Annotated in this window: 28 protein-coding genes; 14 read left to right on the top strand and 14 right to left on the bottom strand. The window is 64.0% G+C overall.

Translation table 11 applies throughout. The features are described 5' to 3' along the window. Positions 1-15: 15 nt before the first annotated feature. Positions 16-522 (bottom strand): ribosome biogenesis factor YjgA, encoded by a 507-nt coding sequence (gene yjgA, locus F0A17_RS00745; protein ID WP_149326435.1) that lies wholly within the window; start codon positions 520-522, stop codon positions 16-18. A gap of 139 nt (positions 523-661) precedes the next feature. On the opposite strand from yjgA, the gene pmbA reads away from it, so the two are divergent. Beyond that, entirely contained in the window at positions 662-2,002 is a 1,341-nt protein-coding gene (gene pmbA, locus F0A17_RS00750) for a metalloprotease PmbA (RefSeq protein ID WP_149326436.1), read from the top strand. 64 nt (positions 2,003-2,066) lie between these two features. Here pmbA and F0A17_RS00755 read toward each other — a convergent pair whose 3' ends face one another. The 11 genes from F0A17_RS00755 to F0A17_RS00805 all read right to left on the bottom strand — a co-directional run bounded on the left by F0A17_RS00755 (position 2,067) and on the right by F0A17_RS00805 (position 10,214). Beyond that, positions 2,067-2,336: an HPr family phosphocarrier protein gene (locus F0A17_RS00755; protein WP_149326437.1), complete on the bottom strand. Its 270-nt coding sequence runs from the start codon at positions 2,334-2,336 to the stop codon at positions 2,067-2,069. Between the two features lie 2 nt (positions 2,337-2,338). Continuing rightward, positions 2,339-3,259, bottom strand: a complete 921-nt coding sequence (gene rapZ, locus F0A17_RS00760) for an RNase adapter RapZ (protein WP_149326438.1) — start codon at positions 3,257-3,259, stop codon at positions 2,339-2,341. A 44-nt stretch (positions 3,260-3,303) separates the two neighbouring features. Then, complete coding sequence (gene ptsN, locus F0A17_RS00765; protein ID WP_149326439.1) at positions 3,304-3,774, bottom strand: PTS IIA-like nitrogen regulatory protein PtsN; 471 nt, start codon at positions 3,772-3,774, stop codon at positions 3,304-3,306. A 6-nt stretch (positions 3,775-3,780) separates the two neighbouring features. After that, on the bottom strand, positions 3,781-4,089 hold the full coding sequence (gene hpf / locus F0A17_RS00770; protein WP_104201769.1) for a ribosome hibernation-promoting factor, HPF/YfiA family: 309 nt from the start codon (positions 4,087-4,089) through the stop codon (positions 3,781-3,783). Between the two features lie 109 nt (positions 4,090-4,198). Next, on the bottom strand, positions 4,199-5,617 hold the full coding sequence (locus tag F0A17_RS00775) for an RNA polymerase factor sigma-54 (RefSeq protein WP_149326440.1): 1,419 nt from the start codon (positions 5,615-5,617) through the stop codon (positions 4,199-4,201). Positions 5,618-5,783: 166 nt separating this feature from the next. Continuing rightward, positions 5,784-6,509: an LPS export ABC transporter ATP-binding protein gene (lptB, locus tag F0A17_RS00780; protein WP_149326441.1), complete on the bottom strand. Its 726-nt coding sequence runs from the start codon at positions 6,507-6,509 to the stop codon at positions 5,784-5,786. A 7-nt stretch (positions 6,510-6,516) separates the two neighbouring features. Next, the gene (lptA, locus tag F0A17_RS00785; protein WP_149326442.1) at positions 6,517-7,029 is read right to left on the bottom strand and encodes a lipopolysaccharide transport periplasmic protein LptA; all 513 of its coding nucleotides are present in this window, start codon (positions 7,027-7,029) and stop codon (positions 6,517-6,519) included. Next, positions 7,026-7,622, bottom strand: a complete 597-nt coding sequence (lptC, locus tag F0A17_RS00790) for an LPS export ABC transporter periplasmic protein LptC (RefSeq protein WP_149326443.1) — start codon at positions 7,620-7,622, stop codon at positions 7,026-7,028. Before lptC ends, lptA begins: the two co-directional genes overlap by 4 nt. Positions 7,623-7,636: 14 nt before the next feature. Then, on the bottom strand, positions 7,637-8,194 hold the full coding sequence (locus F0A17_RS00795) for a KdsC family phosphatase (protein ID WP_149326444.1): 558 nt from the start codon (positions 8,192-8,194) through the stop codon (positions 7,637-7,639). Between the two features lie 24 nt (positions 8,195-8,218). After that, the gene (locus tag F0A17_RS00800; protein ID WP_149326445.1) at positions 8,219-9,235 is read right to left on the bottom strand and encodes a KpsF/GutQ family sugar-phosphate isomerase; all 1,017 of its coding nucleotides are present in this window, start codon (positions 9,233-9,235) and stop codon (positions 8,219-8,221) included. Between the two features lie 31 nt (positions 9,236-9,266). Continuing rightward, positions 9,267-10,214 (bottom strand): calcium/sodium antiporter, encoded by a 948-nt coding sequence (locus F0A17_RS00805; RefSeq protein ID WP_149326446.1) that lies wholly within the window; start codon positions 10,212-10,214, stop codon positions 9,267-9,269. 141 nt (positions 10,215-10,355) lie between these two features. Between F0A17_RS00805 and F0A17_RS00810 the strand changes: the two genes are divergently transcribed. From F0A17_RS00810 to hisD, 9 genes are all read left to right on the top strand, one after another. Continuing rightward, positions 10,356-11,168 (top strand): ABC transporter ATP-binding protein, encoded by an 813-nt coding sequence (locus F0A17_RS00810; protein WP_149326447.1) that lies wholly within the window; start codon positions 10,356-10,358, stop codon positions 11,166-11,168. Further along, positions 11,168-11,947 carry a lipid asymmetry maintenance ABC transporter permease subunit MlaE gene (mlaE, locus tag F0A17_RS00815; RefSeq protein WP_422670311.1) on the top strand — a complete coding sequence of 260 codons (780 nt, stop codon included), beginning with the start codon at positions 11,168-11,170 and terminating at the stop codon, positions 11,945-11,947. Before F0A17_RS00810 ends, mlaE begins: the two co-directional genes overlap by 1 nt. Before the next feature lie 37 nt (positions 11,948-11,984). Then, positions 11,985-12,449: an outer membrane lipid asymmetry maintenance protein MlaD gene (gene mlaD / locus F0A17_RS00820; protein ID WP_149326449.1), complete on the top strand. Its 465-nt coding sequence runs from the start codon at positions 11,985-11,987 to the stop codon at positions 12,447-12,449. Between the two features lie 44 nt (positions 12,450-12,493). Continuing rightward, entirely contained in the window at positions 12,494-13,159 is a 666-nt protein-coding gene (locus F0A17_RS00825) for an MlaC/ttg2D family ABC transporter substrate-binding protein (RefSeq protein WP_149326450.1), read from the top strand. Beyond that, positions 13,156-13,491 (top strand): STAS domain-containing protein, encoded by a 336-nt coding sequence (locus F0A17_RS00830; RefSeq protein ID WP_149326451.1) that lies wholly within the window; start codon positions 13,156-13,158, stop codon positions 13,489-13,491. Before F0A17_RS00825 ends, F0A17_RS00830 begins: the two co-directional genes overlap by 4 nt. Before the next feature lie 129 nt (positions 13,492-13,620). Next, on the top strand, positions 13,621-13,890 hold the full coding sequence (locus F0A17_RS00835) for a BolA family protein (RefSeq protein WP_149326452.1): 270 nt from the start codon (positions 13,621-13,623) through the stop codon (positions 13,888-13,890). A 13-nt stretch (positions 13,891-13,903) separates the two neighbouring features. Further along, the gene (gene murA, locus F0A17_RS00840) at positions 13,904-15,166 is read left to right on the top strand and encodes a UDP-N-acetylglucosamine 1-carboxyvinyltransferase (RefSeq protein ID WP_149326453.1); all 1,263 of its coding nucleotides are present in this window, start codon (positions 13,904-13,906) and stop codon (positions 15,164-15,166) included. A 35-nt stretch (positions 15,167-15,201) separates the two neighbouring features. Next, the gene (gene hisG / locus F0A17_RS00845) at positions 15,202-15,864 is read left to right on the top strand and encodes an ATP phosphoribosyltransferase (RefSeq protein ID WP_149326454.1); all 663 of its coding nucleotides are present in this window, start codon (positions 15,202-15,204) and stop codon (positions 15,862-15,864) included. 52 nt (positions 15,865-15,916) lie between these two features. Then, the gene (gene hisD / locus F0A17_RS00850; protein ID WP_149326455.1) at positions 15,917-17,245 is read left to right on the top strand and encodes a histidinol dehydrogenase; all 1,329 of its coding nucleotides are present in this window, start codon (positions 15,917-15,919) and stop codon (positions 17,243-17,245) included. Between the two features lie 34 nt (positions 17,246-17,279). Here the strand turns inward: hisD and F0A17_RS00855 are convergent, their stop codons facing one another. Further along, positions 17,280-18,464 (bottom strand): Do family serine endopeptidase, encoded by a 1,185-nt coding sequence (locus F0A17_RS00855; RefSeq protein WP_149326456.1) that lies wholly within the window; start codon positions 18,462-18,464, stop codon positions 17,280-17,282. A 101-nt stretch (positions 18,465-18,565) separates the two neighbouring features. Here F0A17_RS00855 and F0A17_RS00860 point away from each other — a divergent pair, with 101 nt between their 5' ends. Next, positions 18,566-19,327 (top strand): Nif3-like dinuclear metal center hexameric protein, encoded by a 762-nt coding sequence (locus tag F0A17_RS00860; protein WP_149326457.1) that lies wholly within the window; start codon positions 18,566-18,568, stop codon positions 19,325-19,327. Between the two features lie 26 nt (positions 19,328-19,353). Here F0A17_RS00860 and F0A17_RS00865 read toward each other — a convergent pair whose 3' ends face one another. Beyond that, the gene (locus F0A17_RS00865; RefSeq protein WP_187774580.1) at positions 19,354-19,803 is read right to left on the bottom strand and encodes a Z-ring associated ZapG family protein; all 450 of its coding nucleotides are present in this window, start codon (positions 19,801-19,803) and stop codon (positions 19,354-19,356) included. A gap of 205 nt (positions 19,804-20,008) precedes the next feature. Here F0A17_RS00865 and zapE point away from each other — a divergent pair, with 205 nt between their 5' ends. From zapE to rpsI, 3 genes are all read left to right on the top strand, one after another. Further along, a complete protein-coding gene (gene zapE / locus F0A17_RS00870) occupies positions 20,009-21,193 on the top strand; it encodes a cell division protein ZapE (protein WP_149326459.1) in 1,185 nt (394 codons plus the stop codon). Positions 21,194-21,407: 214 nt separating this feature from the next. Then, positions 21,408-21,836 (top strand): 50S ribosomal protein L13, encoded by a 429-nt coding sequence (gene rplM / locus F0A17_RS00875; protein ID WP_149326460.1) that lies wholly within the window; start codon positions 21,408-21,410, stop codon positions 21,834-21,836. Positions 21,837-21,849: 13 nt separating this feature from the next. Then, on the top strand, positions 21,850-22,239 hold the full coding sequence (gene rpsI / locus F0A17_RS00880) for a 30S ribosomal protein S9 (protein ID WP_149326461.1): 390 nt from the start codon (positions 21,850-21,852) through the stop codon (positions 22,237-22,239). The last annotated feature ends 68 nt before the right edge of the window (positions 22,240-22,307 follow it).

Below are 22,307 nucleotides of genomic sequence, written 5' to 3' on the forward strand. Positions count from 1 at the left end.
AGAGAGCCTTGTCATTTACAGTCCGGCGGTATCGCGGATCAGGCGGAACAGCTTACGCGCATTGGCCGGAGGTTTGCCCCGTTCGCGTTCGCTCTTGGCGTTGCGGATCAGCTGGCGCAGCGCCTGACGATCGACGTCGGGGTGCTCCTCGATGAAGGCTTCCACGGCGGCATCGCCTTCGTCGATGAGTCGGTCGCGCCACTTTTCGAGGCGATGGAAGGCCAGATCGCGGCGGCGGCTCTCCTGCTCGATCTCGTCGAAGATGGCCTGGATCGTTTCCAGGTCCTCGCGTCGCATGAGCTTGCCGACGTACTGCATGTGGCGGCGGCGGCCTTCGTGGGAGCGGATGCGAGAGGTTTCCTCGATGGCCGCCAGCATGTCCTCCGAGAGAGGGAAGCGGGCTCGCTCGGCGGGGTTCATGGCAATGATCCGTTCGCCCAGCGCCTGCAGCGCATGCATTTCGCGCTTGAGCTGGGACTTGCTGGGCCGATCGTCGGCGGGAGAGGGAGCGTCCTGAGTCATGCCGGATCCAATTCGTTAGGTGCGCGCGGTTGGCCGCGATGGTCAAGGTAGAGCGAAGTGCCGCAGTATACCAGCCCGTTGCAGGATGGCGGGAAGACATGTTTGGTGGCCGGTACGACCGGTAACGAGGGAGAATGACATGAGCAAGGCTTTCGATGCCACCGTCCAGCAGACGCTGCTGGAAACACGTGCCGAACAGGCGCTGGCGCTGGCCCGGCGCCTGGGTGCCGATGCCTGCGAGGTGGGGGCAAGCGTCGATCAGGGAATCGGTATTAGCGTCCGCGAGGGCGAGGTGGAAACCGTCGAACTCTCCCGGGACCAGGGCATTGCGGTGACCGTCTACCTCGACGGGCACAAGGGCAGCGCCTCTTCAACCGATGCCAGCGAAGCCTCGATTCGCGAAGTGGTCGAAAAAGCCACGGCCATTGCCCTGTATACGGGCAAGGATCCCGCCGCGGGGCTGGCCGATGCCGAGCTGATGGCGAGCGAACTGCCCGATCTCGAGGTGCATCATCCCTGGGAGCTCTCCACCGAGGAGGCCATCGAACTGGCGCTGGCCTGCGAGGCGGCCGGTCGCGGTGAGGCAGGAATTCGCCAATCCGAGGGCGCTTCGCTCTCGAGCGGCGAGGGGGTACGGGTCTATGCCAACAGCCACGGCTTCCTGGGCAGCCAGCGCGGCAGCCGGCATTCGCTCTCATGCATGTTGATTGCCGGTGACGACAAGGGCATGCAGCGCGACTATGACTATACCAGTGCGCGCAACCCGCGCGATTTGCTGTCGGCGGAGGAGGTCGGCAGGCGTGCGGCGCGACGTACGCTGCAGCGACTGGGCGCGCAGCGTCCGGCCACCGGACGCCTGCCGGTCATGTTCGACGCTACCGTGGCGAGCGGGTTGATCGGCCATCTGATGAGCGCCATCGCCGGCGGATCGCTTTATCGTCAAGCCTCGTTCTTGTGCGACCGTCTGGGTGATACGCTGTTTCCCGAATGGTTCACCTTGGGCGAGCGCCCCATGGAGCAGGGTGCCATGGCGAGTTCGCCATTCGACAACGACGGCGTCCAGACGCGTGACAATGTCTTCGTCGAACGCGGTCGCCTGGCCAGCTACATGCTCTCGGCCTATAGCGCCCGTCGACTTGGCATGCAGACCACCGCCAACGCCGGCGGTGCCCGCAACTTACGCATCACGGCACCGCTGGCCTCGCACAAGGAGCTGCTGTCGCGGATGGGGCGCGGTGTGCTGGTCACCGAACTGATGGGGCAGGGGGTCAACGGTGTCACCGGCGACTACTCACGCGGTGCGGCCGGCTTCTGGGTGGAAAACGGTGAGATCCAGCATCCCGTGGAGGAGTTCACCGTTGCAAGCAATCTCGAAGCGATGTTCCGTGGCCTGATCGGGGTGGGCAGCGACGTCGACACCCGTGGCAGCATCCATACCGGTAGTTGGTTGATCGACGACATGACCGTCGCCGGCAGCTGAACGGAGCAGGCCATCGCTGCTTACTGACGGCCAAGTGGGTGGGTATGACGGAGCGCAGCCATGTCTACGTATCCTCATCGAAGCGGGCCTCGAACAAAGCCTCGACGGCTTGCAGCGCTTCGGTAGCGTCTTCTCCCTCGGCATGTATCTCGAGCTCAGTGCCACAGGGGGCGCCCAGCATCAGCAGTGCCATGATGTTGCTGGCGTCCGCCTGCTGGCTTCCGCGGGTGACGGTGACCTGGGCCCGAAAGGGCTGGCAGCGCTGTACCAGCTTGGTGGCGGCGCGGGCATGCAGGCCACGCTTGTTGGTCAGGGTCAGTTTGCGGCTGGGCACGCTCAGGATTCCTTACTGACGATGGATGCCGGAATCACCTCCTGCTCTGGAGCGACCGGGGTATGGATGCCGAGTTCCCGGTGGCGGATGCGCACGTCGGGGTGTCGTTGGGCCAGATGATACGCCAGTCGCTCGGCCAGGTAGACCGAACGATGCTGTCCCCCGGTACAGCCGATGGCAACGGTCAGGTAGCTGCGATGCGAGTCGCGATAGGCGGGTAGCCAACGCTCTACCCAGGCAATGATGTCGTCGAGCATCTGCTGCACCAGGGGATACTGCTCGAGGAAAGCCACGATGCTGGGTTCTCGGCCCGTTGCCGAGCGCAGGCGGGGATCCCAATAGGGATTGGGCAGACAGCGGGCATCGAAGACGATGTCGGCATCGAGCGGGACGCCTCGCTTGAAACCGAACGACTCCACGGTGAGGGTCAGCTGGTCGGCGTGATGGCTGGCCACTTGGTCGGTGATGCGGCCGCGCAGATCGTGAACCGATAGCCGCGAGGTGTCGATGATCAGATCCGCCAGGTTGCGAATATCACTCAGCGTGGTGTCTTCCGATTCGATGGCTTCGCCCAGCGTCATGTCCCGTCCACGAGTCAGTGGGTGACGTCGTCGCGTCGCCGAGTAGCGCTCCAGCAGGATGCGGGCATCCGTCGTGAGGTAGATGACCTGGCAATCGACGTGGCGCGAGCGCAGCTCTTCCAGCAGGCGAGGAAACCGCTCCAGAGCATGGGGCAGGTTGCGCGCATCGATACTGACGGCGATGGAGGTCTGCGCCACCGGAGCGCTGCGCAGCTCGTCCACCAGGGCGCCGAGCAGCATGGCCGGGAGATTGTCAATGGCGTAGTAGCCGATATCCTCGAGCGCCTGCAGTGCGATCGACTTGCCGGAGCCGGAGCGGCCGCTGATGATCACAAGCTGCATGGCGGTTCTCCTGGTCGGATGGCTGGCCGAACGGTGCGGCGAAGTCAGGCCGAAGACTGTCGTCGGATGGCGTCGATGAGCCGTTGATGAAGCTCGCGTTGGCTCCCGCTCTTGCGCAACAGGGCACGGGTCTCGGCATCGTTCATCACGGCGGCGACCTGGCTCAGCAGTGCCAGATGGGTATCGTCCGCTTCCTCGGGGACGAGCAGCACGAAGACCAGATCGACCGGTTCACCGTCGATGGCGTCGAAATCGATGGGTTCGGCCAGCTTGAGAAAGGCGGCGACGGGGCTATGGCAGTGAGGGCTGCGGGCATGGGGAATGGCCACGCCGTTACCGATACCCGTACTGCCCAGCCGCTCGCGACCGATCAGTCTGCCGAACACCTCCTGGCTATCGAGGCTCGGGGTGTTTTGCGCAATGAAGGTGCTGAAGAATTCCAGCACCCTCTTCTTGCTGCCACCGGGAACGTCGAACAGCGCTCGCTCCGGGGGCAGGATGGTTTCCAGTGTCATGGCAACTCAGCGAATGCCGGCGCCTTGGGCGCGGGCCTGGGCCTTTTCCTTGTGTTTGACAAGTTGACGGTCGAGCTTGTCGGTCAAGGCATCAATGGCGGCATACATGTCGGGATCGCTGGCTTCGGCGTGAAGATCGGCGCCCGCGGCGTGCAGGGTGCAGGCGGCCAACTGGCGCTCCTTCTCGATCGATAGGGTGACCTGCACGTTGGTAATGTTGTCATAGTGACGTTGGACGCGGCTAAGCTTCTCGCTCACGTAGTCACGCAGGGGATCGGTCAGCTCAACATGATGGCCTGTGATGTTGACTTGCATGACAAGCTCCTTCGTCCTTCGAGTGGTAGTTCGATTGTAACCCTTTTTACTGCCCTGCAAACCCCCTCGAATCAGCGGGCTCTGTCGGGAATCAAGTTGACGATATGAGCTATCGAAAGCGTTTGCGTTCGCTCGAGGAGGGGATGCCCAGCGCTTCGCGATACTTGGCCACGGTGCGCCGCGCGACCTTGATGCCGTCTTCGGCCAGCAGTTCCACCAGCCGGCTGTCGGAGAGCGGCTTGCGCGGCGGTTCGTCGGCGACCAACTTGCGAATCCGGGCGCGAATCGCCGTACTGGAGTGAGCGTCGCCTTCGCCACCGCCGACCTGGCTGGAGAAGAAGTACTTCAGCTCGAACACACCCCGTGGAGTATGGATGAACTTCTGCGTCGTCACACGCGAGATGGTCGATTCGTGCATTTCCACCGCCTGGGCGATATCGGCCAGCACCAGGGGTTTCATTGCCTCCTCACCTTGCTCGAGAAAGTCTATCTGGTGCGCCATGATTTCGCGCCCCACCCGCAGCAGGGTGTCGTTGCGGCTGGACAGGCTTTTCAACAACCAGCGGGCTTCCTGCAGATGGTCCTTCAGGAACTGGTTGTCCTGGCTTTTGTCGGCCCGCCGCACCAGGGCAACATAGTCGGGCTGGATACGCAGCCTGGGCAGGGCTTCGGCGTTGAGTTCCACGCGCCATCCCGACGCGTCATGGTATATCACCAGATCGGGAGTGACGTAGCTGCTGCCCACCTCGGCAAAGGCGCTGCCCGGGCGCGGGTCGAGCGAGCGCACGAGAGCGATGACCTCATCCAGAGCGTCGTCGTCGAGTCCCAAGCGGCGCTTGAGCAGACGGCGATCGTCGGCGGCCAGCGGTTCGAGAAACTGACGCACCAAGCGTCGCGCCTGGGGCAGCAGGGGGGTGTCGTCAGGCAGGGTGGCGAGCTGCAGCAAGAGACACTCACGCAAGTCGCGGGCGAACACGCCGGTGGGTTCGAACTGCTGTAGCCGAAGCAGGACCTGTTCGACCTCGCGTGTGGGAAGGCCTTCGAGCCCCTGCTGGCGCAGCCCGTCGCGAATCTCCTCGAGCGGCTGGGAGAGGTAACCCGCGCCGTTGACGGCATCGATCAGGCTCTCGGCAATCTGCCGCTGGCGCTCGTTTAGATCGGTCATGGCCAGTTGCCAGATCAGATGGCCGGCCAGCGTCTGGCCTGCCGCCTGGCGTTCGAAATCGGGGCCGTCACCGGCGCTGCCGGAGCTGATGCCATGGTCGGGGTACGTATCCGTCCAGTCGCTGTCGGTGGCCAGCTCGTTGGGGATTTCGCTGGCCCAATCATCCGTCGCTGAGGCCTCGTCGATGACCTGTTCGCCATAGTCCTCGTCGAGCTCCAGCATGGGGTTGGATTCCAGCGCCTGCTGGATCTCCTGGCGTAGATCGAGCGTGGAGAGCTGCAGCAGGGCAATGGCCTGCTGCAGCTGGGGTGTCATGGTCAGCTGGGTACCGACACGCAGTTGCAAAGAGGCTTTCATGGCCATGAGAATAAGAGCTCATCCACCGAGAAAACCCTACCCTAGACCGGCGATGCATGAGTTGCAAGGAATAATTGTGCAATAAGCGTGCCATGCGCAATTAATACGCCTATTTTTTTTGTTCTAAACGAAAATAGTGACTTGCAAAGTCAAAAAAGCGGGCCTAGGTGGTTCAGAGGCGGAAGTCTTCGCCCAGGTAGACTTCACGTACGCGCTGATTGGCCAGGATGGTCTCGGCGTCTCCCTCGGCAATGATTTGCCCATCGCCGACGATATAGGCCGAATTGCAAATATCCAATGTCTCGCGAACGTTGTGATCCGTGATCAACACGCCGATATCGCGCGCCTTGAGCTGGCGAATAATGCCCTTGATCTCACCCACCGAGATGGGATCGACCCCGGCAAAAGGCTCGTCGAGGAGGATGAATGCCGGCTCGGTGGCGAGTGCCCGGGCAATCTCGACGCGACGTCGTTCGCCCCCTGAAAGGCTCATGCCGTGGTTGTCGCGTATGTGCGTGACGTGAAAATCCTCCAGCAGTTGCTCGAGCCTGGCTTCCCGGCCTCGTCGGTCAAGATCCCGGCGCGTCTCGAGGATGGCCATGATGTTGTCGGCGACGGACAACTTGCGGAAGATCGAGGCCTCCTGGGGCAGGTAACCGATGCCTGCCCGGGCGCGTTCGTGCATGGCCTTGCCCGTCAGGTCCCGGTCGTCGATGAATACCTCGCCCGCATCTGCTCGCACCAATCCCACGATCATATAGAAGGAGGTGGTCTTGCCGGCCCCGTTGGGGCCGAGGAGACCAACGATGCTGCCCTGTTCGATGGAGAGGCTGATGTCGTGCACGACGCGGCGACGCTTGTAGCTCTTGGCCAAATGGCGGGCGTACAGGGTTTTCATGGGCACTTCAACGCTCCGGCTGCAACGTCATGCGAATGCGCTGGCTGCCTTCGACACCCTCGCCTTGGGCACGTGCCTGAACCACGCGACGATCGAGAAAATACTCCAGATAGCCGCCGGTAAAGGTATCCCCGCCCTGGTGCAGCTCGGCGCGATCGATCAGTTCCACGCGACGCTCGGCGACATGGTAGATGATCGTGCGCCCCCAGCCTCGCGCTACCGGTTCGTCGGGGTTGGGTTGCTGTTCGATGTAGGCGCGGTCACCGCGCGCCGTGGCGCGGGTCAGTTCGCCAGCCGCGTTGCGCTGCATCTCGACCCGATCGCCGGTCAGGAGCATGCTGCCCTGGCGGATTTCGACGTCGCCGGTGTAGACCGCCGTACCGGCGTTGTCGTCGAGGTCGAGCCGGTCGGCTTCGACCTCGATGGGCTGTTCGGCATCACGCTGCTGCGCCAGCCCGGGCGCGGCGATGAAAGCGAAACCGCTGAGCGCGAGGGCCATCAGCAGGGCGGGGCGCGTCATGGTTCGGACTCCTCGTGGTTGGCGGCTTGGCCGGTCGGATGATGGCCGCGCACATTGTCGGTCAAACGGGCGCGGTTGTCATGGATCCAGGCGTCGAAGCGGTCGCCACGCATTCGCTGGGGCGGCTGTTGCAGAAGAACGGGGGTATCGCTCCAGGCATGCCCGGTGTTGGCATCGAAATGCAGAATCTCGGTGTCGAGCTGCCAGCGCTCTTCAGGAGCGAGCAGGCGCGCATCGCCGGTGAGCGTCAATGGGTTGCCGCCCGGGCCGAGACGTCCTTCGTCCCCGCTGGCGATCCACAAGCGGTCGTCGCGATCATAGAGATGCGCCAGGGGCGTCGCCATCCGGGTCACGTCGTCGTGCGGAGTGTGGACCAGACGCGGGCTCTCCAGGCGCTGGTGGGCCTGACCCTCGATATCGAAGCGGGTCAGCCGGGCATGTTCCAGAAAGTAATCGGGCTCCCCGGCTTCGTCGGTGGGCACCGGTCCAGGGGGCGGCGCTTGCCAGGGATCCAGCCAAGTCAGCCATCCGCCCAGCGCCAGCAGGAGCAGCAGCAGCCAGATGCGAAATGACGGGCGCGGCAGACGGGGCATGGCGTCAGGGACTCTCAACGGCGGGCGTGAAGATACGTGTCGACCAGCGCGTCGCGGTGACCCTGGGCCTCGAGCAGCATGTCGCAGATTTCGCGTACGGCGCCGTGTCCCCCGCTGCGCTCGGTCACGTGGTCCGCCAGGGCGCGGATATAGGCCGGGGCGCCGGGTACGGTAATGCCGACGCCGGCACGCTGCATGGGGGCAAGATCGGGCAGGTCGTCGCCACAATAGGCGACCTGGTCGAGACTCAATCCCTGTCGGGAGCAGAGTTCGCGCAGGGTGGCGAGCTTATCCTCGCAACGCTGGAAGACGTGGTCGATGCCCAGTGCGGCGGCGCGATGGCTGACCATGGGGGATTCGCGCCCCGTCAGCAGGGCGACCTGCAGGCCGGCGCGAAGCAGCAACTTGATGCCCAGGCCATCCTGGGTATGAAACGCCTTGATTTCGACGCCGTCGGCCTGGAAGTAGAGGCGTCCATCGGTCATCACCCCATCCACATCCAGTGCCAGCAGGCGAATCCTGCGCAGGGGGTCGAGAAGCTGGGGGGGGAGGGGGGAATTGGCCAGCGACATGGGCTCTCCTTGGGGTCGTGGGCGTCAGATCACGCCGCTTCGCAACAGGTCATGCATGTGCAGGGCACCGATCGGGTGCCCTTCGTCGTCGACCACGGCGAGTGCTGTGATCAGGTTGTCCTCCATGATGCGCACCGCCTCGGCCGCCAGCAGGTCGGGGGCGATTCGCTTACCCGGGCGCGTCATGACATCGTCGACCTTAAGGCGGCTGAGGTCCTGGTGCTGGTCGAGCGTACGGCGAAGATCGCCATCGGTGTAGACGCCGATCAATCGATCTTCGTCGTCGACGACACAGGTGAAGCCGAGCCCTTGGCGGGTGATCTCCAGCAGCGCATCGCGCAGCGGGCTGCCCAGCGGTACGCGGGGGACCCGATCGCCCTGGTGCATCAAGTCGCCGACTCTCAGCAGCAATCGCTTGCCCAGGCTGCCGCCCGGGTGCGAGCGGGCGAAATCCTCGGCGGTGAAGCCGCGCGCCTCGAGCAGCGCCACGGCCAATGCATCTCCCAGGGCCAGGGCAGCGGTGGTGGAGGCGGTAGGCGCCAGATCCAGGGGGCAGGCCTCGCGTTCGACGCCGGCGTCCAGGTGGGCATCGGCATGCCGGGCCAGAGTCGAGTCGGGGCGCCCGGTCATGCTGATCAGCGGTGTGCCGATTCGCTTGAGCAGAGGGAGCAGCGCCGTAACTTCGCCCGTCTCGCCGGAGTTCGACAGTGCCAGCACCACATCGCCGGGCGTGATCATGCCCAGGTCGCCGTGACTGGCTTCGCCGGGATGGACGAAGAACGCCGGCGTGCCGGTACTGGCCAGCGTGGCGGCGATCTTGCCGGCGATGTGGCCCGATTTGCCCATTCCCGTCACCACGATGCGGCCCTGGCAAGCGAGGATCAGCTCGCAGGCGCGATCGAAATGACTGTCCAACCTGCCGGCTAGCGTCGCGATGGCCTGCTCCTCGATGGCGAGGGTGCGGCGTGCGCTGTCACGCAGCGGAGACCCGGCCGAAGGGGTGACGTCGTAAGAGGGGGGAGGGGAGCGGTCTATGGTCATGGTGAGATTGTTGCCCGTTGTGGGGTTTCACTCAAGGGCTGACACTCCCGTGCAGGCCGAGCCACGCGAGGTAGCCGGCATACGTTGCCAGAAACAGCCCCCCCGCTACCCGGCCGAGGCGCCCCTGGCGCCGCCATAATAGGATCAGGGCCATGGCGAGGGTCAGCATCAGCATGACGCGGTAGTCGCGATTGGCCGCCTCGGGACTTGCCGGACCCGGGGCCAGGATGGCGGGGATCGGCAGCACGGCGAGCAGGTTGAACAGATTAGAGCCGACCACGTTACCGATCGCCAGGTCGTGGTGGCCTTTCACTGCGCTGGCCACGCAGGCGGCCAGTTCCGGCAGGCTGGTACCGACCGCCACCACGGTCAGTCCGATGACCAGTTCGCTGACGCCCAGGCCGCGTGCCATCTCGCTGGCGCCCCATACCAGGGCGCGGGAACTCAGCACCATCAGGGTCAGGGTGAGCACCACCCAACCCAGTGCTTGCGGCAGCGTCATGGCGGGTATCTCTTCGGCCGGGCGGGCATCGGGCGTGTCTGCGCGTATCAACCACCAAAGGCTGAAGATCAGCAAGGTGACCAGGACCAAGGCATCGAAGCGCCCCAGGATACCGTTGGCCAAGGCGTAGCCCGTCACGCCGGTAGCGCCGAGCAGTAGCGGCAGCTCGCGTCTAATCAGCGAGAAAGGGACCGGGATGGGGCGAACCAGCGCCGTGACGCCCAACACCAAGCCGATGTTGGCGATATTGGAGCCAAGGGCGTTGCCGGTGGCCAGGTCGGGTACGCCATCGAGGGCGGCGAAAACGGCGACGACCACCTCGGGCGCCGAGGTGCCAAGTGCGACGACTGTCATCCCGACCAGCATGGCGCTCATGCCCGAGCGGTAGGCAGTGGCGGCGGCGGCCCCGACGAAGCGATCGGCGCTCCAGGTGAGCCCAACGAGGCCGATGGCGACCAACGAGAGAGGAAGCAGCATGGCGATATCGTTTGGGTCGTGGGTGAGGGCGCCCATTAGACGTGTTCGCACGCCCCGGTGCAAGCGTCGGCGCGGCTTGGGCTAGCGTCGTACGGCCGAGTTAGGATACGATGTTCGATAATTTTCCGACGGACGTTGCGCATGATGGATTCCCCTGTCGTGGAGGTGGAAGGCCTGCACTTCTCACGCGGTGAGAAGGAAATCTTTCGCGGCATCGATCTGCAGATACCCCGCGGCGGCATCACTGCCATCATGGGACCCAGCGGGACCGGCAAGACCACGCTGCTGAAGCTGATCGGAGGCCAGCTCGTTCCCGATGGCGGCCGGGTCGTGATCGACGGCCAGGACGTGCACGCTCTTTCGCGCCGGGACCTGTTCCGCCTGCGGCGGCGCATGGGCATGCTGTTTCAGAGCGGCGCCCTGTTCTCCGACCTGAATGTCTTCGAGAACGTGGCGTTCCCGCTGCGCGTGCATACCGATCTGCCCGAGACGATGATCCGCGATCTGGCATTGATGAAACTACAGGCAGTGGGGCTGCGCGGGGCCCGCGAGCTGATGCCGGCTGAGCTTTCCGGTGGCATGGCGCGTCGTGTCGCGCTGGCTCGCGCCATTGCCCTGGACCCCGAGCTGGTGCTCTACGATGAACCCTTCGTGGGGCAGGACCCGATCTCCAAGGGGGTGCTGGTGCAGCTGATCAAGCGCCTCAACGAGGCACTGGGGCTCACCTCCATCGTGGTCTCGCACGACATTCAGGAGACGCTGTCCATCGCCGATTACGTCTATGTGATCGCCGATGGTCAGGTCATGGCCCATGGTACGCCGGATTCCCTCGATATCGACGAAGACCCTCGGGTCAGCCAGTTCATTCATGGCGAACCCGACGGGCCGGTGCCGTTCCATTATCCGGCCGACGATTTCTTCAACGACATACTCGGCCTGGAGGTGCAATCATGATGGGGCAGCTTCGCGGCCTCGGGAGGCGCGGCTGCGATGTCCTCGAGGCACTGGGGCGCTCCGGGCTGTTTCTGGGTCAGTCGATGCTGGGCGTTCCGTCACGCGAGGGCTGGTCGCTATGGGTGCGCCAGATGCATTTCGTCGGCGTGCTGTCGCTGGCCATCGTGCTTGTCTCGGGCCTCTTCATCGGTATGGTACTGGCCCTTCAAGGTTATACCATCCTGGTCGACTTCGGCGCCGAGCAAGCGCTGGGACAGATGGTGGCGCTATCGCTGCTGCGTGAGCTGTCGCCCGTGGTGGCCGCACTGCTATTCGCCGGCCGTGCGGGCTCGGCGCTGACGGCGGAGATCGGCCTGATGAAGGCCACCGAGCAGCTGACGAGCATGGAGATGATCGGCGTCGATCCACTACGACGCGTCGTGGCGCCGCGCCTGTGGGCCGGTTTCGTGGCGCTGCCGCTGTTGACCGTCGGTTTCAGCGTGATTGGGGTCTATGGGGGCTATCTGGTCGGCGTCGAGTGGCTGGGCGTCTTCGAAGGGTCCTACTGGAGCAATATGCAGGCCAGCGTCGGTTTCGTCGAGGATATCGGCAACGGCTTGGTCAAGAGCCTGGTCTTTGCCCTCGTGGTGACCTGGATCGCCGTCTTTCAGGGATATGACCTGGTGCCGACTTCGGAGGGCATTTCCCGCGCTACGACGCGCACGGTGGTGTACTCGTCGCTGGCCGTGCTGGGGCTGGATTTCGTGCTGACTGCGCTGATGTTTGGAGGCTTTTCGTAATGAAGACACGCTTTCTGGCGGCTAACGGAGTGACGCAATGAGGCGCAGCAAGACGATGGAGCTGGGCGTCGGGGTTTTCATGTTGGCCGGCATCCTGGGATTGTTGTTCCTGGGGCTGCGGGTCAGCGGCCTGACCTTCGACATGCCGGGTGATACCTTCCGGCTCGAGGCCAACTTCGCCAATATCGGCAGCCTCAAGCCGCGCGCCCGTGTCACCATGGCCGGCGTCACGGTCGGCCGGGTAACGGCGATCGAACTCGACAGCGAATGGTACGACGCTCGTGTCGTGCTCGAGCTGGATGCCGGGCTGGAGGATCAGCTTCCGCGCGATACCACGGCATCGATCCTCACCGCTGGCCTGCTCGGCGAGCAATACATCGGGCTCTCCGTTGGGGGGGATCCCGAAACCCTCGGCAATGGCGACACCATACGCGATACACAGTCGGCCATCGTGCTCGAAGAACTCATCCAGCAGTTCGTGTCCAACATGGTCAACGATTGAGATTGCTTTGTGTCATTCATCGATTCTTCCCATTCGAGGTTCCCATGAGCCAGATGACTTTCCTGCCCGTCTCTTTTCGCCGCCTACTGCTCGGCTTGAGCCTGGTGCTGTTCGGGCTCTCCTCGGTCAGCGCCGCCCCCGAGCGCAGCCCCGACCAGGTCATCCGCGACAGCATCGACGAATTGATGAGCCAGATCGAAGGTCGCAAGGACTACTACGCCGACAATCTCGATGAGCTCGAGGCGCTGGTGGACGAAAGCCTCGACGACATCGCTGACTTTCGCTACATCGGCGCCAGCGTGATGGGACGGTACTTTCAGAACGCTTCGCCCCAGCAGCGCTCGCGCTTCGTCGACACCTTCCGTCAGACCTTGATCGACACCTACACCAAGGGCCTGGTCACCTTCGATTATCGTGAGCTGCGAGTGCTGGACAGCCAGCGGCCGCCGCGCCATGACGACAGGGCCTCGGTGGCCATGGAAGTGGTGGCGATGGACGGCACCGTCTACCCGGTCAGCTATACGTTGCGGCTCTCCGATGGGGAGTGGAAGGTGGTCAACGTCATCGTCAACGGCATCAACCTGGGCCTGACCTTCCGCAATCAATTCGACCAGGCGATGCGCGAGCAGGGCCGCGACTATGATGCGGTGATCGACAATTGGTCGCCGGAGCTTGCTGCCGAAGAGCTGGAAGAAGGCGGCAATGCATGAGCCAGCAGTTGCTCGAGCGTGGCGGTGTGCAGCTTTCGGCCGCCCCGGAGGGGCTGGCCGTGAGGGGCAACGTCGATTTCGAGGTTGCCGCGGCGTTGGCGGAAGCCGGCGCCGAATGGTTGGCCACCCGGCCCGCCGGCACGCATATCTTGCTCGATCTGCACGGTGTCGAGCGGGTCAGCAGCGCGGCATTGAGCGTACTGCTGGAGTGGACGCGCCGGTCACGTGCCGCCGATGTCACGATTCGTGAGGTCCGGCTGTCGCTGCCGCTGGAACGTCTGACCCGGGTGGCCGGTCTCGACGACCTGTTACCCTTGGCCGCACGAGCCTGACGGCGGCGACCTTCCTGCCCGGCATCGCCAAGCGCGATGCTTTTCTTTACCATGTAGGAATTCTCGTCTCGGCGGCGATTCCGCGTGGATCGCGTGCTGCTTCTCTCAGCCGAAGGAGTTCCGAAATACATGCAACCCAGTGACGTCAAGGCGCTGCTCGAGGCACGCCTCGAGGATTGCGATTTTCATATCCAGGGTGAAGGCTGCAATTTCCAGGTCATCGCCGTGGGCGATGTCTTCGAAGGCCTGTCGCCGGTCAGGCGGCAGCAACTGATCTACGGTGCGTTGTCGGAGGAGATCGCTTCCGGCGCCGTGCATGCCGTGAGTATCAAGACCTATACGCCGGCGCAGTGGGCGGATGCGCCGGAAAATGCGGCTTCGCGCCGCCAGGGCGGCTGACGGTCGAATCTCCATGGACAAGTTGATCATTACCGGCAATGGCCCCGTCGACGGCGAGGTCTGGGCCAGCGGTGCCAAGAACGCGGCGCTACCCATACTATGTGCGACCCTGCTGGCCGACGAGCCGGTAACCATCGGCAACCTGCCGCATCTTCAGGACATCACCACCACCCTCGAACTGCTGGGGCGCATGGGCGTCGAGCCGGTCATGGGCGAGAAGATGACCATCCAACTCGACGGCTCCCAGGTGCGCGATTGCCATGCTCCCTACGAGCTGGTCAAGAAGATGCGCGCCTCTATCCTGGTGCTTGGCCCGCTGCTGGCGCATTTCGGTCACGCCGATGTCTCGCTGCCGGGCGGGTGCGCCATCGGCACGCGACCGGTGGACCTGCATATCCGCGGGCTCGAGGCCATGGGGGCCGAGATTGGTGTCGAGAGCGGCTATATCCGGGCCCGCGTCGACGGTCGCCTCAGGGGGGCCACCATCTTCTTCGATACCGTCACCGTGACCGGCACCGAGAACCTGTTGATGGCCGCGGCGCTGGCGGAAGGCACCACGGTGCTGGAAAATGCGGCGCGTGAGCCCGAGGTCGTCGATCTGGCCGAGTGCCTGATCAGGATGGGGGCAAAGATTCGGGGCCATGGCAGCAACACCATCGTCATCGAGGGTGTTGAGCGCCTGCACGGCGCCTACCATGACGTGATGCCCGACCGTATCGAAACGGGGACCTTTCTGGTAGCCGCTGCGCTGTCGCGCGGCCGTGTGCGGGTGCGCAATACGCGGGCAGACATTCTCGAGGCGGTGCTGGCCAAGCTGGAGGAGGCGGGTGCCCGGATCCGCACCGGCGAGGATTGGATCGAGCTGGACATGGAGGGGCGCCGGCCGCATCCCGTCAACGTGCGCACCGCCCCTTATCCCGGTTTTCCCACCGACATGCAGGCCCAGTTCGTGGCCCTCAATGCCGTGGCCGATGGCACCTCACGAGTGGTCGAGACCATCTTCGAGAATCGCTTCATGCACGTTCAGGAACTGAACCGCATGGGCGCGAATATTGCGCTGGAAGGCAATGCGGCGCTGATTACCGGGGTCGAACGGCTATCCGGCGCGCCGGTGATGGCGACCGATCTGCGCGCCTCGGCATCGTTGGTCATCGCGGCGATGATGGCGAGTGGCGAGACCCTGGTGGATCGCATCTACCACATCGATCGCGGCTACGAATGCATAGAAGAGAAGCTGCAGCTGCTGGGAGCGAAGATTCGCCGCATTCCCGGCTGAGTGAGCCGCGCAGCGTTCCGACCATAGGCGAGACCATGAGCAAGCAACTGATCCTGGCCCTGTCGAAGGGCCGTATTCTCGACGAGACCCTGCCGCTGCTGGCCGATGCGGGTATCGCGCCGGCGGAGAACCTGAGCAAGAGCCGCAAGCTGCTTTTCGACACCAATCTGCCCGACGTCAAGCTGGTGGTCATTCGCGCTACCGACGTGCCGACCTACGTACAACTGGGGGCGGCCGACCTGGGTGTGGCGGGCAAGGACGTGTTACTCGAGCACGGCGCCGAAGGACTCTACGAGCCGCTGGACCTCGAAATCGCGAAGTGCAAGCTGATGACCGCCGGCATCGACGGCGCCAGGCCGGCACGGGCGCGGCGCCGGGTAGCCACGAAGTTCGTCAATGTGGCGCGACGCTATTATGCCGAGCAGGGAATTCAAGCCGAGGTGATAAAGCTCTACGGCGCCATGGAGTTGGCGCCGTTGATGAATCTGGCCGACGAGATCGTCGATATCGTCGATACCGGCAATACCTTGCGCGCCAATGGCATGTCGCCGCGCGAACTGATCGCACCGATCAGTACCCGGCTGGTGGTCAACAAGGCGGCCATGACCATGAAGCACTCGCGCCTCAAGCCGTTGATCGCCCGACTCGCCGAGGCGGTGGAGCGGCGCCGGCCGAGGGCGGCATCGGCAGCCGGCTGATGCCGAACGGCATGCAGCGAAACGAAAACATTTCTCTGGAGGCGAAGGGATCATGAGCGAGACTCCTGCCGTTACCGTCGACATCGCCCGGTTGTCGACAGGCGACGCCGACTTCGAGGCGCGCCTCGAGACGCTGCTGGCATGGGAGGGCGTTTCCGATGCCGACGTGCAAGCGCGTGTGGATGAGATCCTGTTCGCGGTCCGCTCGCGTGGCGATGCGGCGCTGATCGAGTTCACCAACCGTTTCGATCGTCTGTCGGTATCGACCATGGGCGAGTTGACGCTTGATGCCGAACGGCTCGAGCGGGCCTTCACCGATCTACCCGAGGAACAGCGTGAGGCCTTGGCCCACGCCGCCGAGCGTATTCGCCTCTACCACGAACGTCAGAAACCGAGCTCATGGTCCTATGTCGAGGCCGACGGAACGGTGCTTGGCCAGCAGGTCATGCCGCTCGATCGGGCCGGCATCTACGTGCCCGGCGGCAAGGCGGCCTACCCCTCATCGGTACTGATGAACGCCATTCCCGCCCATGTGGCCGGCGTGCGCGAGATCGTCATGGTGGTGCCCACCCCCGATGGCGTGGTCAACGAGCTGGTGTTGGCGGCGGCGCATCTGGCTGGTGTGGATCATGTCTTCACCGTCGGCGGTGCCCAGGCGGTGGCGGCGCTGGCCTACGGGACCGAGAGCGTGCCTCGTGTCGACAAGATCGTCGGGCCGGGCAACATCTTCGTGGCCACCGCCAAGCGCGCGGTATTCGGTCAGGTCGGTATCGACATGATCGCAGGTCCCTCGGAGATTCTCGTCGTTTCCGATGGCGGCACCGATCCCGATTGGCTGGCCATGGATCTGTTTTCCCAGGCCGAGCACGACGAGGATGCCCAGGCGTTGCTGGTGAGCTGGGACGCCAGACACTTGGCCGAGGTCGAGGCCGCGATCGCGCGGCTGCTGCCGACATTGGATCGGGAGACGATCGTGCGTGAGTCGCTGTCACGCCGGGGTGCGCTGATCCATTGCCGTGATCGGGACGAGGCGGTGGCGCTGGCCAATCGCATTGCGCCGGAGCACCTGGAACTCTCCGTGGCCGATCCGGAAGCGCTGTTGCCGCAGATCCGCCATGCGGGGGCCATCTTCATGGGACGTTACACGGCCGAGGCATTGGGCGACTACTGTGCCGGACCTAATCACGTCCTGCCAACCTCCGGCACGGCGCGCTTTTCTTCGCCGCTGGGCGTATACGACTTTCAGAAGCGCTCGTCGATCATCCACTGTTCCGAGCGGGGGGCAGCGACGCTGGGCCGTGTGGCCTCGGTGCTGGCACGCGGCGAGTCACTGACGGCGCATGCCCGTTCCGCGGAGTATCGCGGCACGCCCGAGGCCTGACGCGCCAGCCTGGGGTGTCGCCTCAGGTGGGTCATCAGCGCTCGGTTCGTCGGCTTGGCGGTAGCGGGCGCTCGCCCACTTCCAGGTTGATCGTGAGCTTTTCGCCGCTGCGAACCACGGTCAGCGGTAGGGTGGCACCGGGCTGAATGGCGGCGATGTCGCTCATTGCCGCCCTGGCGTCGAGAATCGGTCGGCCATCCACTTCCAGCAGTACGTCGCCCGGACGCAGGCCGGCATGATCGGCGGGGCCGTCGGGCACCACACCGGAGATCACCACACCCCGCGGCGTCTGCAGGCCGAACGAAGCGGCCAGGTCGGATGTCATCTCCTGGGCTTCGATGCCCAGCCAGCCGCGGATGACTCTGCCCTGGGTCACCAGCGCTTCGAGGATGGTACGCGCCAAGCGTGTGGGGATGGCGAAGCCGACGCCCTGGGAGCCTCCTGAACGGGAAAAGATGGCCGTGTTGATCCCCACCAGGGCGCCCTCGGCGTTGATCAGCGCGCCACCGGAATTACCGGGATTGATAGCGGCATCGGTCTGAATGAAGTCCTCGTAGGCGCTCAGGCCCAGATGGCTGCGTCCCGTGGCGCTGATGATGCCCATCGTGACGGTCTGCCCCACGCCGAACGGGTTGCCGATGGCCATGGCGATGTCGCCTACCGCTACGCCCTCGCTGTCGGCGATCCGGATCACCGGAAGGTCATCCAGCTCGATGCGCAGTACGGCCAGGTCGCTTTCGGGATCGGTACCGATCACTTCCGCCAGCGTCTCGCGTCCGTCGCGCAACGCCACTTGGATCTCATCGGCGCCATCGATCACATGGTGGTTGGTCAGCACATAGCCGTCTTCGCTGACGATGACCCCCGAGCCCAAGCTCGACAGCAGCCGTTGCTGACTCGGTAGGTCCTCGCCGAAGAATTGACGAAAGAAGGGGTCCGACATCATGGGATGCTCTTCACGTGCCACCACCCGTGAGGAGTAGATGTTCACCACCGCCGGGGCCGCCTTCTCGACGGCTTCCGAATAGCTGACGGGGCCTTCTCGACGGCTCAACGGGGCGGCAGGCTGTAGCTCCGGAGCAGGGCGCGCTGCGCTCTGTCGAGCCTCGTCGGGGTCCGCTGGATGGCGTAGCAGTTGAGGAAAGGTGTTCAGCAGTACGATGGCCAGCAGCACGCCGATGACGACGGGCAGGGCATAGGCAATGAGAGAACGACGCATGCGGCGCTTTCCTGGTCGGCGGACGGTCGAAGGCATCCCGCCCAGTCGGTACAATGGCAAGAAGTGTAACATTGACACCGAACCGCTGTCCGGAGGGCTGGATGATTTCGCGAGACGATCTGGTGCGAGCTTGCGACACACTGCTCGATGCCGCGACCTTCAAGGATTACACCATCAACGGCTTGCAGGTGGCGGGGCGTGACGATGTCGGCCGTATCATGACTGGCGTGACCGCTTGCCAGGCCTTGCTCGACGAGGCGGTAGCATGGGAGGCGGACCTGCTGCTGGTCCATCATGGCTATTTCTGGAAGAACGAGCCGGTTCCCATTACGGGGATCAAGCAGCGCCGCATCCGGACCCTGCTGCTCGGCGACATCAACTTGCTGGCCTACCATCTGCCGCTCGACGCTCATGCGACGCTTGGCAACAATGCCGAACTTGGCCGACTCCTTGGCTTCGAGGTGGATGGCTGTGCCGATGACGAGCTCGGCAAAGGGCTGCTCTGGTTGGGTCGGCTGCCTGCGGCACGCTCTCCTGTGGCGTTGGCCGAGCTTGTCGGCGAACGCCTGGGACGTCGACCATTGCTGATCGAAGCCCCGGGGCGAGGCGAGATTCACCGCGTCGCCTGGTGTACCGGCGGTGCCCAGGACATGATCACTCAGGCCTGGGAGGCGGGCGCCGATGCCTTCGTATCCGGTGAGATTTCCGAGCGCACCACGCACTTGGCTCGCGAGCTTGGCATCCATTACTTGGCCGCCGGCCATCACGCCACGGAGCGCTATGGCGTGCAGGCACTGGGCGAGTGGCTGGCGCGGGAGTTCGGCGTCGAGCACCGTTTCGTCGAGATCGACAATCCGGCGTGAAGAGGGCGGTCGGCCCGTAGCAGGCGTTAGTAGCGAGGCGGCTGGGGCTCCTCGGCTCTGCTGCCGCTCGGCTTGAGGCCGAAGTCCTCCGAGAGGGTGCCACCGGTGCCGTCGGCGTAGTCGCGGGGAGCAGGAAGGTCGTCCTCCTGATCGGTGAGGGCGGGGCGGTCGGCAGCGTCGAGCCGGGCGCCGCCTGGCGGCTCGCAGTGCAGCGTGCTGGCATCTTCGGTCAGACGATGTTCCAGTGTGCGCATCTCTCGTTGAAGATTGCCCACCATCATGCCGACTTGGCTGAAATGCTCGTTCATGCCTTTGCGCATCTCGCCCAGTTCACGCTCGCGCTCTGCCAGTTGGCGGCGCAGGTTTTGTAGCTGGTTCGCCGACGTTGCGAAGTGGCGATAGCTTGCCGCTCCGACACCCAGGCCGACCAGTAGGCTGACGATGGCTACAATCCAGTTCACGTTGCCGTAATCCACTTGATTCTCCTGATGCTTGATACCCGCGGTACGTTGGGTCGCGAGCCGTTGGCGATGCGCAAGCCGCCTGGCGGCCCATTATAGAAGCGTTGACGGCGGGCGGGTCAACGCCGGGGCGGGGGCGACCATTTTCCTGCGCGCTACGGGCCGGACGCGTATAATGCTTGGCTTATCGATACGAGCCAAGATGAGCAAGGATTCTGTCATGAGCGCGACTGCGACTCCCGCGGAGCCCCGTTCGGCCGGCGCCGGCACGCCGATGGCGCGCTATCGCGCCGACCTCGAGCGTGACGACTTCCAGTACGATCCGGCCCAGGAGCGGGCAGTGGAGCACCTTCAGCGGCTCTACGACCAACTCGTAGCCTCGCCGCGCACCGAGCCGCGCGCGGTGACCACCGGGCGCGGGCTCAAGTCGAAGATGGCGGGGCTGTTCGGTAAGCGCGACAGGGAGGCGCAGGAGCCGGCGCTACCGACCGTACAGGGGCTCTATTTCTGGGGAGGCGTTGGGCGAGGCAAGACCTACCTGGTCGATACCTTCCACGACTCCCTGCCGTTTCCCGACAAGATGCGCACCCATTTCCACCGCTTCATGCAGCGGGTGCACAACGAACTCGAACACTACAAGGGTGAAAAGAACCCGCTTACGCTGATTGCCGGCAAATTCGCAGCCGAGGCGCGAGTGATCTGCTTCGACGAGTTCTTCGTCAAGGACATCACCGATGCCATGATACTCGCCAACCTGCTGGAAGCGCTGTTCGAGCGCGGCGTCGTGCTGGTGGCGACCTCCAACATCGTACCCGACGATCTCTACAAGGATGGCTTGCAGCGGGCGCGTTTCCTGCCGGCCATCGATCTGCTCAAGCGGCATTGCCAGGTGGTCAACGTCGATTCGGGTATCGACTATCGTCTGCGTGCGCTGGAGCGTGCCGAAATCTTCCATGCGCCACTTGACGAGGCGGCGGAGCGTGAGCTGGCGCGCAGCTTTCGTGAGATTGCCGGTCATGACGGCGAGACCGGCGTGCCGCTCGAAATCAACCGCCGCGTGCTTCATGCCCGGCGTCTTCACGACGATGTGGTCTGGTTCGAGTTTCGCGAGCTCTGCGATGGTCCGCGTAGCCAGAACGACTACATAGAGCTGGCGCGCGAGTTCCATACCGTGCTGGTATCCAACGTGACGCGCATGGGGGCGGCGAAGGATGATCAGGCCCGGCGCTTTATCAATCTCGTTGACGAATTCTACGATCGGGGCGTCAAGTTGCTGATGTCCGCCGAGGTGCCGGCCGAGCGACTCTACGCCGACGGGCGCCTGGAGTTCGAATTCCAGCGCACCCTGTCGCGGTTGCAGGAAATGCAGTCGCAGGCGTATCTGGCGCTGCCCCACAAGCCCTAGGGCGGAGCATGTCGGCTCTCGGGTGGAGCGTGTGGCGAAGCCGATTTTTCGCCATCCTTCCCCTTACTCCGTGCGCACGAGTCGTGTAGAATGTGCGCTCCTCGACCGTTGTCGTCGTTATCGGCGCCGACAACCAAGAAAAATAGGGACGATCCCAGGTGCGTTTCGGCGCGGCGGGGTCCAATACACTTGTTTGATTTGTGGTGATTTCTCCATGAAGACGTTTACTGCCAAGCCGCAGTCAGTACAGCGTGACTGGTACGTCGTCGACGCGACGGACAAGACGCTCGGCCGCCTGGCCACCGAAATCGCGCGCCGCTTGCGCGGCAAGCACAAGCCTGAATTCACTCCTCACGTCGATACCGGCGACTATATCGTCGTGATCAATGCCGAGAAGGTTCAGGTGACCGGCAACAAGGCCAAGGCCAAGACCTATTACCGTCATACCGGCTATCCGGGCGGCCTGCGCTCCATGAATTTCGAAAAGATGATTGCCCACGCTCCTGAGCGCGTGATCGAGTCCGCCGTCAAGGGAATGCTGCCGAAGGGCCCGCTGGGGCGCGCCATGTACTCCAAGCTCAAGGTCTACGCCGGCGCCGAACATCCGCACGCCGCCCAGCAGCCGCAAGAACTGAACATCTGAGGGGAATATCACCATGGCACAGCAGTATTACGGTACCGGGCGCCGCAAGACTTCAACCGCCCGTGTCTTCCTCAAGCCGGGCACCGGCAAGATCACCGTCAACAACCGTGATCTCGATCAGTATTTCGGCCGCGTCACCGGTCGCATGGTGGTTCGCCAGCCGCTCGAGCTGACTGAAACCACCGGTCAGTTCGACGTCTACGTTACCGTCAAGGGTGGCGGTGGTTCCGCTCAGGCGGGCGCCATTCGTCACGGCATTACGCGTGCCCTGATGGAGTACAACGAGGACTTCCGCCCGGCGTTGCGCGCCGCAGGCTATGTCACTCGCGACGCTCGTCAGGTCGAGCGGAAGAAGGTCGGTCTGCGCAAGGCGCGTCGCCGTCCGCAGTTCTCCAAGCGTTGATCGCGAGCTGTCTGCGACAAAAAGCCCGGGCCATTGCCCGGGTTTTTTTATTTTTATTTCAAGAAATT

The sequence above is a fragment of the Billgrantia pellis genome, assembly GCF_008297955.1.
GTDB classification, from domain to species: Bacteria; Pseudomonadota; Gammaproteobacteria; order Pseudomonadales; family Halomonadaceae; genus Halomonas; species Halomonas pellis.